Genomic DNA, 10,375 nt, shown 5'->3' on the forward strand with positions numbered 1-10,375 from the left:
GGCGGCATTGTTTGAACGGTGAAGTGATTAGGCCTCGGCGTCCCCTGCAGGCGGCAGAGGATCTTCCACAGATACGGGCACCTCAATAGGCGGCATCGGTACAGCGGGCGCATCCGGCACCAGAATGTGCAGCGTGATCATGTGCTTCAGGTCATACGGCTTGTCGTCCTTGGTCACCGCCACCGTCAGCACGCCTTCCTCGAACTGAATGTCCACGTCTGCCCGACTGTCGATCTGGTTCACCGTGTAGCCCCATCCATCATCGATCGGTGGGAACGGAACCATGCCCATACATCCAGTGATCTGGTACACCCCCACCGATTTTCGCGAAGACGCGATAACGCCCGCGCCGGCGGTTACATAGTCATAGGTCGCGCCAGTGGCGCCGAGTACGTTGATTGCTGCTCTTGCCATGATTAAATCGCCTTCAGGGTGCCGTCGGCGGCACGGGTGGTGTTGCCGGTGTGGTAGACCTCTCGCATTGCGGCGGTCGAGTACGAGCCAGAACGAAAGAACATCCTCCCGTTAAAGGACATGAGGATCTGAGAGCCGAAGGGGTTTTGATAGAACCCTGCGTTGATCATTGTTCCTGCAACGCCGGTCTCTGGTGCGCCTACCGTGTCAGCCCCCCAAATCTTGAAAGAGTTTCCGTATTGGTTGATTGAGCTAGCAAAAGGGGAATTGGTATCGCCGACAAGCAACACCGCGCCATCACCAGAGCCAGCGTTTGAGGTGGCCGCCGAACCAAGCCCAAGTCCGGACCGTGCCGTTGCCTGGCTGGTGCCGCCTGTGCCACCTTGCGAAACAGCAATTGCTGTTGTTAGGCCGTTGAGCCTGGTGATGTCGCTGTTTACCCCGGCTTTAGCCGATGCTGTCCACGTCGACCATGCCGAACCTGAAGCTTGAACCCTTGAAAGAACCGCGCCAGTGGTGACGTTGATAAATTGCTGCGCGGCCCAGTTGGCATCGTTACCAGGAAAAACTGTCAGGAAACCATTAGAGGCAACCCCGAGAATTGAGAACTGCCCCCAGTACGAGAGCCCGCCAGTTCTGTAGTTGTCGGGATTAAGGTTCGTCCCAAGATATGAAGCACTGTCAGTTACACCAATACCTGTGGATGCGAATTTATTATAAATCTCTAGGGTCATGTCGTTTATCTTCACGCCCGTACTTCGCGTGGTATCGCCACCAACACCGCTAGGGGCGGTACCCAAATTAATAACTTGTCTTGGCATAAATATCTCCAGTCAATATAAACAGTTCAGGCGGTAAGGGTGGCATGATCTTAAGTTATAGGCTTTGCGAACACGATAGGCACAAAGAAAGATGTTGAATTCGCCACACCAACAATGTAAACAGACAGCGCATTATTTGCGTAATCCCATGTGCAATACAGCTTTGCTGCAAGGGTGCTAGATCCTGCGACATCCATACCGATATTATTTATTAGCATGAAGTCACCAGTATTTAACGGACTTGGCGCTGTCCAATTACTTCGAGTAGTCCCCTGGCCGGTAGGGCTGGAGCCAAGATAGGTCCATGACGAAATCGTCCTGGTAAACTGAGCGCACGGTGTTCCGCTATCAAATATCAACTTAGCAGCGCTATCCCATATCCTAAAACCGTAAATCGCTGTAGGTACAGAGCTGTAAGCGGCAACAAAAAAATTACCAACGCCCCCACCTAAAAAGGAAAATCCGGTCCAATTTCCAGGACTACCACTTATAGTGGCATAACTAAATGTAGTCGTAGCATCCGGCCTTACAAATACCAGCGGCGGCTCTGTGCTGGTTATCGTTGGGGTGAATGACGCCCCTCCTTGATACCTACCCTTCTGCAAAACCACCAACCGTGAAAACTCGGAATCGAGCGTCACGACATCTTTATCATTTGTGAAAACTACGCCGTAAGTCATCTATCTATACTTCATAACTAAAAGCCTCTGTTGGCCCAACCCGACAGCCCCGCTTGGCTGCGCTCTATTTCCAAACCAAACAACTACACCACCTTCGTACACCTGTGGTTCATATTGAATGGCATATAGATTTTGTGCGCTAGGGTCTTGTGGATAGGCTCCAATTGGAATGCATATAGCCGAATGCGTTGATGGAGAAACTCCAGCAATAGGTATTGTTTGAGATCGGGCGCCGCCGGTAACGAAAGCCACAACAGCGGAGTAGACAACCCTCACAGTAAAAGACGTTTCATCCAGTTCCAGGAGGCCGGTTGGCCCCCATACTCTCGCCCCATAGGTCATGCGGAAAGATCTCCCCACTGGTAGCGTTTAACGCCGTTTTCGTCGAATACCTTCCCGCCGCGATTGTTGATGACCTGCCTGGCCTGCCCACCGAATGATCCGTTTATTTCAAACGTCCCATCGAAAAACAGCTTCCAGCCGCTGATGCCGGCAACATAGTTGTTCGACTGGATGTAGTTGCCGATCTTGGCGTTGGTAATGGTGCCGTCCTGGATGAATGCCGCCTTTATGAAGGTCTGCCCACCAGTTACCGCAAATGGCACGGTTCCGGCCTGTCCGATGGCAAACCGATCAGCATCAATGATGAACTGCGACTGCAATCCGCCTGGGCCGTTCTCAAGCCCAAGCCCGATACCGGCGTATTTATAGAGACCTGTGGCGGTTTCGTACTGCATCCGCACAGACCAGTTAGCCGTGATCTTGCCGTCGACCGTCTGGATGGCCGTGCTGTTGGTCTGGATAGCCAGCGAGTTGCCGTTGACCGAGGTTTTCACAGTGTCAATGCTGGAAGCCAACACGCCCTCGCCGCTGATGCGAGCGAGTTGCTCGCTTACAACGGCGGCGTTAGTGCTTGCGACCTTCACTTCTACCGCGTCCGTGCGCTGCCCTTGAGCAAGGTCTCCCTCGATAAGGGCCGACTGAACAGACCAGACCCCAACATAACTGGCCTCAGACCCCATCAGCGCGCTGTCATCGCCCTGAAGCGGCGGATTCACCTGTAGGTAAATGCCGTCGACACGCTCTGCTGTGGTGGTGACTTTTCCGTCGAGCGTGGTCACCGTGGCTTTTAGAGTGCTGAGTCCGCTGGCCGTGGCATTCACGCCGGTGACTGGGTCGTTGACTGTCACCTTCACTGCATTCAGCTGCTGGGCCTGGGCAGTGATGTCCTGGCCGTGCTGGTTGATCGTCGCCGAGTTCTGCTGAACCTGAGTGACCAGAGCGTTGACCGTCTGCGTTACCGTGCCGATATCGGTCCAATAAGTTGCGTTTGGCGGCGGGTTGTTCGCCGGCACCGGGCCGTTTGCCTGATACAGATGCTGGCCCTGACGAACAATATCGTTCAGCACATACGCCTTCGACGGAACGTACTCCAAGGCGTCGACAATTTGATCGATCAACCCCTCGAGCTCTTCCTTGGCGGCGTCGATACGACCGTTCACCGAGCCTGGGCCTGTGCCATCAATCAGGTCGATTCGGTCCTTCAGGTGCTGACCAAGCGCGGTTTCGTCGATCTGGCCCTTGATCTGCTCAAGGATCGGCCCCGCGTCCGAACTGGACTGGCCCATTACGCCATTCACCACCGGGTAGAACGGACCGATGTTGCCGGTACGGTCAACCAGGCGCGCCCAGAAGAACAGCGTTGCGCCTGCCAGCAGCGACTGCATGCGGTAATCTTGTTGCGGATACGCCAGGTCGGCCAGCTTCGTTGCAGCCGCCAGATTGTTCGCCGGGCCATACCACAGCTCGGTGCGCTGGGTATCCTCTGCACCAGGTGGAAAGACCCACTTGATGCTGATGCCGAACAGCTCGCTGGTGGTGGTCAGGGACGACACCGCCGGCGGCAGGCCAACCTTCCCTTCCAGGTTGGTCAGGTTCGAGCTTTTCCAGATCGACGAGATTTCGAACGCACTCACGGACCGCACGCGGGCCAAGTAGGCGCCCGAGTAGATGCCGGTGACGTCCACGCTCGTCGAGCCGGTTCGCTGCACCTTGATCCAGTTGCCGCTGTCCTTGCGCCACTCCACGTCATAGGCGACCGCGCCAGCGACGGCGGGCCACGATATGTTCATTGTGCTGATGGCAATGCCCTGGTTCACGGCGTAGCTCGACGTGAGCGTGACACTTGCCGGCGCCGGAACCACAGTGATCGGGATAACGCTGATCGGCCGTTCTTCCAAGCGCGCGCCGGTGTCGATGTGAGCAAACTTGCTCGGGTCATATTGCACTGCTGAAATTTCAAACACGCCGGGCTCTGGCCGGGCCACGCTCACCACGCGGTAAAGCGGAATGGCCAGGTCATCGGCATCCAGCGCCCACACCAGTTCAGGTTCTGGCGCCACGGAGTAAGCCACGGTCACGGTGATCTGGCGGCCACTGACCAATTGCACGGTACGCCCCTCACACTTGCCGTCTGGCAGGTTGAGGATGAGTCGGTCACCGGACTTGGCCTGGGTGTCGCGGTCCAGGGTGATGACCTTGCCGTTTACCGCCGAGATGCGTCCGCCCACCGGCCGACCAGCCAGTAGTTCGTCCGCGATCGGGATCACGTAGCCAGGCAGCGGGATGCGCCCGTCGAGGCCGACCTTGAAGGTGACCGCACGGTCCTTGGAGTTTGTGAGCAGCGCCCACTTCCCGCGGCGCTGGGCCTCGGATTCGCGCGTACAGCCAATCGCACTGATCTCCAGAGGGTTGTCGCCGTAGCGCCGCTGCAGCTTCTGGTCGGTCACCGCCGTGACGTCTGTGTCGTAGTTGTTTAGCGGGTTGTCGTAGCTGATCAGCGCCCTGGTGTAGCGAGTGCGCTCCGAAGCGCTGGAGTAGGTGAATTTGCCATCGATCACGTTCGCCCGTGTATAGGCGAAGTCGAAGTCAGTAGCGCGTGGCATATCCGACAGGGTGAACACCTGGCCTTGGGCCCAGTACGTCATGCCTCGGTAAATGGCGGAGATGTCACGCAGCAGAGACCATGCGTCGGCCTTGCTTTGCAAGTTCAAGTTGCAGATGAAGCGCGGCTCCATACCGCCCTTTCCGTCCGGCACCAACTGATCGCAGTACTGCGAGATCCGGTAAAGCTCCCACTTGTCGACCATCCAAGGCTTTATGCGGCGGCCAAGGCCAAAGCGGTCGTTGGTGGTAATGCCGAGCGTCGCCCAGGTCGGATTGTTGGTGTAGGCCTCCTTGAAGGTACCGTCCCACACGCCGCTGTATGTGCGCGATGCGGAGTCATAGTTGCTCGGCACCGACCATTTTCGAGCCTTGCAGCCCACAGTTACCGCCGGAATGCTGCGGAACTGCTCAGCCGAGAACTCGATGTAGAGCAACGCGGTGTTCGGGTAACGGATCTTCGCGTCGATCACCTCGGTGAAGCCGGCGATCTGCATGGTGTCAGAGATTTTATTGTTGTTCTGATTGGCTGTAATTCGGGTGATGCGCATCAGCCAGCCGGTGGTCGCCTTCGGAAGATCAATACGGCGTGTGCGCTCGTACAGGCTGGTGGTCTTACCGTCGACAGCCTCGCTAAGCACCTGCTGATATGCGCCGCCGTCGGTTGCCAGCTCAACCTTGTACTCGATCCGGTATCCGTTGATGTTGCCGCCGGCATCTACCGACTGGAGAGCTGGCCAGGCGAAGCGCACGCGCACGGCAGAAAGCTGGGTGTTGCTGATCGAGCGAACCCACGGCGTTCCGCTTCGCAACTCGGTACCGATAGTGGTCTCGTTCTCGACAGATGGAATGCCTTGGATATAGGTCTGGTCCACCGCCCCAGTGCGCCATTCCCACTTCACGTTCGGGAAGTTCATGTTGCCCTGAGGATCTTGCAGCGGGGTGTTGTCGAGGTAAATGTCGCGCGCCGTCGGCGTGCCTTCGAATTCACCCTCGCCGATAGCGATGAGCATCTTGGCAATAGCGACCGAGCGCAGACTGTCCGGGGCTTCCGTTGGCGTTTTTGGTTTGTCTTCGCCGCCCTTGGCGCCGTGGATATCAATCTTGCGTGCTGCGCCCATGCTTTCCTCCAGGCAATAAAAAACCGGCTCATGGCCGGCATTGGGACTGCGGGTGGTCGTTACATCTGGTCTTCGGCGTAAATCGCGGCACTGATGATTGCCCCGCCCCAGCGGCGCTCGCCGATGCAGAGCGGTACCGGGTTGCCGGATGCCGTAGTGTTCTTGGCGCTGCCGAAGGCGTAGCCAGGCGTATTTTCTGGCGCGGCGCTGGTCTTGAGGCCGCCGGCCTGCGGGCTGAGCATTTGGATCACGCCACCAGCGACGAGGCCGATACCGGCGGCCATCAGGCCCGGGCCAGCCGGACCAGCAAAGAATGACGCAACTATCAGGACAGCACCGATGATGGTCTGAAGAATCCCTGCGCGCTTGGAGCCTGTAATTACTGGGACTATACGAATCACGCCTCGCCCCTGATAGCCAATCTCTGCCTCGCCAATGTTCCGTTTGCCACGGAAAACTGCGAACTCAAGACCTCGCGCTTTAGCAGAACTAATAAATCGTTCAAGCCCAGGAAGCTGGACGCAAAGAGCCTTAATTGCCTCTGCGGGACTGCGAACCGCCAGTCTGTACTCTTTGCCAAATTGGCGTAATTGCCCGCCGAGCCGGACAGTTTCTATTGGTGCATATTCAATAGCGATTGCTGTCATTGCTTTTCTCCAAGCGTAAAAAAACCGCCGTAGGGCGGTTTGTCTTAATAATCGGTTAGAGGCAGTTGCGAACCGCGTCTTCTATTGCGCCTCGCCCCACCATTTTTGCCCAGGGCATGCGCTGATATAGCGCGACCCTGCTTCCACTTCCAGATCTTCCGATTTCAAGGACTTCGTCTGCCATCATATCTGTCGCAACAATAAGGCGATAGCCATCTTCCGTTTCGGACATTGTTGAGGTCGATCGCTCCTCCTGCCATTTCGGAAAAACGCAAAGTGCGTATTGTTTTGGCGACTTCTTGCTACTGGAACTGATTGTTGGGGCATTTTTTTTAAGATCGCCGGGTGTCGAGCACGCAGCCAGCAACACAGAAACAGCGATGACCGAAGCCAATAAAATACGCATGACATCCCTCCTGGTTAAAGGAGGGAGCGTATCACTAGAGCTCGACCCTTCCTATGCGGTGAGCGCGCCTTCGACAAATCCGAGAGCGGTCAACACATCCTTCCTGATGTTGAACGTCCTGCACATGAACAGCATCTGATTGCCGTCCTTGGCCTCATCGAGCATCTCGCGAACCTCTTTTTCGACCACTGCACGATCCAAAATCATGTTGATCTGAAACTCAGCACCCTCAGGGGCTTTGGAGTCGTCCATATCGCCCTCCTTCGCCCCAAGGATGACGTTGGCCCTCATTGTCTTCCCAAGATACTCGACCTTCAGCACTTCGTTGCCCTTGGCGTTTCGAGGTTTCTCTCGGCTACTCACTGGATTCATCTTTGGCATTCCTTGATCCGACTTTGGTACGCCGAAAGCCCCGCATGGGCGGGGTTAATTCGTGGCGGTAGATAAATGTGATTCAGGATCACATTTGAAATCTAACGTCGGACGCCGCCAGCTACTACAGCGGGAAGCCCGGACCGAAGCTGTTCGGCCAGTCTGGCCAGCATCTCCTGAACCGACTCCTTCCATAGGATCTGCTGCACCGGCTTTCCGTCGCTGTGTTTCTTGCCGGTGTCGGTGATGACCGCGAACATCTTGCCGTCGGGCATCACCTCCCAGCGTTTCTTGCCAGGCTTGTAGATGACCTGATGCTGGAGACCGCAATCAGCAAGCAGCTTATTCATGCTCACCGCGCTCATGCCGAACTTCGCGCCAAGCTCGGTTGGGGTGAAGTTCATCTCTTGCGATTCGTTGACGAGACGCTTTACGCCAGCCATCTCCATCAGGTCCACGCCGATGGCTGCCTTGACCATGCTATTGGCGCTCAACAGAGCTTGGTTTCCTTCAAGGCCGAAGCATTCGGCAATGCGCTTGGCTGCGTCGAGACTGTCCGCTGCAACCGGCAACTGCCGCTCAACTGGAATTGTGGCGTCATTCGCTGGCATCTGATAACTGCCAGTCCTCCGTATTGTCGGGAGAACATCCTCGAAGACCCAGCGCTCGAACTGCTCAGCTGCGGGAAGTTGACTGTTGATAACCAGCCTGAGCATGTCCGGCTCAGCAAGAATTCGAGTCTCTTGCAGGCGACCCATGCTGTCGGCGATGGGGTGGTATTTCACCACCCCACGGCAATGCTGTTTCATAGCACTAGTCTGATCCGCGTACCCGAGCGCAGTACAAAGATCGCGACCAACAAACCACGACTCGCCGTGATCGTCTGCAACAACGCGAACACCTGCACCTTTAAAGCTGAACGGAACTACGCTACTCATGCTGTCTTCCTCAGTTCAATCGACGCGGCCACATTTGGATTGAAGCCGTCCAGCGGCATCAGACTTTTCTCGCTGACCGCGTAGCGATTGCCCTCGACCAGCATCAGCCAATTTTCGTCGACCTTGCGAATCAATTGGCCAGAGCGGCCGACCAGCTTTGGCCGCTCCGGCGAAAGGATCAAGGCGCGACCACCTGCTTTGAGGGTGAAGTTCATGCTGCCGCCCTCGCCTTTGGGGTCTTCACCGCATAACGATGCGGCTCTTCAGCCACCCGCCCCATGCCTGTGACAAAGGAACTGAATTCGCGCAGCTTGTTTCGATAGGTCCGAAGTTCCCACCATGCACCTTCAATGTCGAAGCCGGCCTGCTCAAGCTCCCAAAGAAGCTGTTCGAGCGGAGTGCCACTGCCATGAAGGTCGCGCAGGTCATGCATCGTCACGTCCAGCCACGCTTGGTCTTCGTTGCGGACGATCAGCATTCCCTCGCGGCGAGCGGTCAGCGTCTCAATCGGGTAGTGGATACTCAGTGGAGGCTTGGGCTCTTCCTTACCAAGGAATTCACCCTCAAGCGCGTAGCCGCCGATAAAATTGCATGCCTGCTCGAACTGCGCGGCCGGAATCAACTCGGTGCGCGGCACATTGAAGCGGGTGTGCAGGCGGTTGTGCATCACCAGTTGAAAGCCTTGGCGCTGATCAGCCGGAACAGCTTTGGATTTGTCGCGGATCAAGCCCTTGATGACATTCAGCTCGCTCATGCCGATCAGCTCGTCCATGAGGGTGGACATTTTGTTACTGCTGTCGACGTAGGTTCCGGTCTTGCGGATGGAAGGCAGAACTTCCGAAACAACCCATCGGCGGAAAGCGTGCGCAGTGCTTCCCTTTTTGATGGCGTCATCGCAGCGCAGAGTCAGTGTGTAGAGACCCGACTCATTGATGATGTTCACCATCCCCTGACGACCTAACTTAAAGTTAGACCGTTCATCGTCGTCCAATGAATACAGGGCCTTCGTGGTGTTGCTCTGCTTGAGGATCTTGCAGACGTCCGTTGCAACGAACCATGGCTCGTCGTCGATAATCACTGCGCGAACGCTGTGACCGCGAAAGTCGAAAGGGATGACATTGGATGTAGCTGTGCTAATATCGCTCATGACGTTTTTCCTAGAAGATTGACGTTCTGCTTCATGAGCCTCAAGCGTTGGCGCGCTTGGGGCTTTTTTATGCCTGTTTGATTTGTTCATCTCGCTGCATCGCCTCCCTTAGCGCCTTTCCCACCAGCCAGTTTTGGCTGCGCTCCTCTTGCTGCGCCTTCCTTTCAAGCCAGGCCTTAATATCTGGCTCTGCCCGAAACACAACTTGAGCCATTTCCCTTACTTTCATCTTGAACTCTCCATACCAAGCACCGTGCTTGATTGATAGTTAAGCACCGTGCTTTGTTGCAGTCAATAGCACCGTGCTTCATTATTTGAAAATGAGCAGAACAGACCTTCAAGTAAATTTCAGGATGCCGGCCGAACTCAAGGCAGAGCTTGAGCGCGCCGCAAGGGAGAGCGGGCGCTCACTCACCGCCGAGGTGGTGGCACGCCTCGATTTAAGCCTGCTCGCGGATGGCAAATCGCCCGAAGCTCTCTTCACGGCCGAAGAAGCCAAGACTTATGCCTCTGTAGCGAGGAAAAGCATCCCAGCTATAGTCCGAGAGCGAATCAGGATCTCAATCAACCGCTCAATTGTTCGGGGATTGAATGCAGCCGAAGTGCAGCTCAGGGACCTTGGACTTGAATCGCTTCCATCGGAAGACTTGGCCAAAATTCAATTTGAGCTCAGTCATGAGCTAAATGAAGCTGGCTACAAGTTCGAATGGGATGGCGGAGATTCAATTTGGATCACTTATGGCGATGAGGAGGCCGCTGCCGCACCTGCCGACATTGAAATGCCCACCAAGCGGGAAGTCGAGCCCCTGGAGGCACCGCGGCGACTAATAGTTAACCGAAAGCGAAAGGCCTAAGCCCTAACTTAAAGTTAGGCCGTCAAGACAAG

12 protein-coding genes are annotated in these 10,375 nt (G+C 56.0%); 1 reads left to right on the top strand and 11 read right to left on the bottom strand.

From position 1 onward, the window contains the following. Positions 1–27: 27 nt before the first annotated feature. The 11 genes from FEM54_RS14200 to FEM54_RS34035 form a co-directional block, all read right to left on the bottom strand. Positions 28–414, bottom strand: coding sequence for a phage tail protein (locus FEM54_RS14200; protein WP_138451506.1), 387 nt, complete (start codon positions 412–414; stop codon positions 28–30). Positions 415–416: 2 nt separating this feature from the next. Then, positions 417–1,235 (bottom strand): hypothetical protein, encoded by an 819-nt coding sequence (locus FEM54_RS14205; protein WP_138451508.1) that lies wholly within the window; start codon positions 1,233–1,235, stop codon positions 417–419. A gap of 50 nt (positions 1,236–1,285) precedes the next feature. Continuing rightward, a complete protein-coding gene (locus FEM54_RS14210) occupies positions 1,286–1,915 on the bottom strand; it encodes a hypothetical protein (protein WP_138451510.1) in 630 nt (209 codons plus the stop codon). Positions 1,916–2,253: 338 nt separating this feature from the next. Next, a complete protein-coding gene (locus tag FEM54_RS14220) occupies positions 2,254–5,979 on the bottom strand; it encodes a TipJ family phage tail tip protein (RefSeq protein WP_138451514.1) in 3,726 nt (1,241 codons plus the stop codon). 59 nt (positions 5,980–6,038) lie between these two features. Then, on the bottom strand, positions 6,039–6,626 hold the full coding sequence (locus FEM54_RS14225; protein ID WP_138451516.1) for a tail assembly protein: 588 nt from the start codon (positions 6,624–6,626) through the stop codon (positions 6,039–6,041). Between the two features lie 55 nt (positions 6,627–6,681). Then, entirely contained in the window at positions 6,682–7,032 is a 351-nt protein-coding gene (locus tag FEM54_RS14230) for a hypothetical protein (RefSeq protein WP_138451518.1), read from the bottom strand. A 51-nt stretch (positions 7,033–7,083) separates the two neighbouring features. Next, complete coding sequence (locus FEM54_RS14235; protein ID WP_138451520.1) at positions 7,084–7,404, bottom strand: hypothetical protein; 321 nt, start codon at positions 7,402–7,404, stop codon at positions 7,084–7,086. Between the two features lie 101 nt (positions 7,405–7,505). Beyond that, positions 7,506–8,342 carry a BRO-N domain-containing protein gene (locus FEM54_RS14240; protein ID WP_138451522.1) on the bottom strand — a complete coding sequence of 279 codons (837 nt, stop codon included), beginning with the start codon at positions 8,340–8,342 and terminating at the stop codon, positions 7,506–7,508. Then, the gene (locus FEM54_RS14245) at positions 8,339–8,557 is read right to left on the bottom strand and encodes a hypothetical protein (RefSeq protein ID WP_138451524.1); all 219 of its coding nucleotides are present in this window, start codon (positions 8,555–8,557) and stop codon (positions 8,339–8,341) included. Before FEM54_RS14245 ends, FEM54_RS14240 begins: the two co-directional genes overlap by 4 nt. Continuing rightward, a complete protein-coding gene (locus tag FEM54_RS14250; RefSeq protein ID WP_138451526.1) occupies positions 8,554–9,489 on the bottom strand; it encodes a BRO-N domain-containing protein in 936 nt (311 codons plus the stop codon). Before FEM54_RS14250 ends, FEM54_RS14245 begins: the two co-directional genes overlap by 4 nt. A 67-nt stretch (positions 9,490–9,556) precedes the next feature. Beyond that, a complete protein-coding gene (locus tag FEM54_RS34035) occupies positions 9,557–9,718 on the bottom strand; it encodes a hypothetical protein (RefSeq protein WP_171045840.1) in 162 nt (53 codons plus the stop codon). 91 nt (positions 9,719–9,809) lie between these two features. On the opposite strand from FEM54_RS34035, the gene FEM54_RS14255 reads away from it, so the two are divergent. Then, the gene (locus FEM54_RS14255; RefSeq protein ID WP_138451528.1) at positions 9,810–10,343 is read left to right on the top strand and encodes an Arc family DNA-binding protein; all 534 of its coding nucleotides are present in this window, start codon (positions 9,810–9,812) and stop codon (positions 10,341–10,343) included. Positions 10,344–10,375: the final 32 nt, after the last annotated feature.

Source organism: Pseudomonas edaphica, from assembly GCF_005863185.1.
GTDB classification, from domain to species: domain Bacteria; phylum Pseudomonadota; class Gammaproteobacteria; order Pseudomonadales; family Pseudomonadaceae; genus Aquipseudomonas; species Aquipseudomonas edaphica.

Excerpts from the sequence above, each read along its gene's own strand:
- FEM54_RS14230 (WP_138451518.1), bottom strand. The coding sequence starts at position 7,032 with ATGCGTATTTTATTGGCTTCGGTCATCGCTGTTTCTGTGTTGCTGGCT.
- FEM54_RS14250 (WP_138451526.1), bottom strand. The coding sequence starts at position 9,489 with ATGAGCGATATTAGCACAGCTACATCCAATGTCATCCCTTTCGACTTT.
- FEM54_RS14210 (WP_138451510.1), bottom strand. The coding sequence starts at position 1,915 with ATGACTTACGGCGTAGTTTTCACAAATGATAAAGATGTCGTGACGCTC.
- FEM54_RS14255 (WP_138451528.1), top strand. The coding sequence starts at position 9,810 with ATGAGCAGAACAGACCTTCAAGTAAATTTCAGGATGCCGGCCGAACTC.
- FEM54_RS14245 (WP_138451524.1), bottom strand. The coding sequence starts at position 8,557 with ATGAACTTCACCCTCAAAGCAGGTGGTCGCGCCTTGATCCTTTCGCCG.
- FEM54_RS34035 (WP_171045840.1), bottom strand. The coding sequence starts at position 9,718 with ATGAAAGTAAGGGAAATGGCTCAAGTTGTGTTTCGGGCAGAGCCAGAT.
- FEM54_RS14225 (WP_138451516.1), bottom strand. The coding sequence starts at position 6,626 with ATGACAGCAATCGCTATTGAATATGCACCAATAGAAACTGTCCGGCTC.
- FEM54_RS14200 (WP_138451506.1), bottom strand. The coding sequence starts at position 414 with ATGGCAAGAGCAGCAATCAACGTACTCGGCGCCACTGGCGCGACCTAT.
- FEM54_RS14240 (WP_138451522.1), bottom strand. The coding sequence starts at position 8,342 with ATGAGTAGCGTAGTTCCGTTCAGCTTTAAAGGTGCAGGTGTTCGCGTT.
- FEM54_RS14205 (WP_138451508.1), bottom strand. The coding sequence starts at position 1,235 with ATGCCAAGACAAGTTATTAATTTGGGTACCGCCCCTAGCGGTGTTGGT.
- FEM54_RS14235 (WP_138451520.1), bottom strand. The coding sequence starts at position 7,404 with ATGAATCCAGTGAGTAGCCGAGAGAAACCTCGAAACGCCAAGGGCAAC.
- FEM54_RS14220 (WP_138451514.1), bottom strand. The coding sequence starts at position 5,979 with ATGGGCGCAGCACGCAAGATTGATATCCACGGCGCCAAGGGCGGCGAA.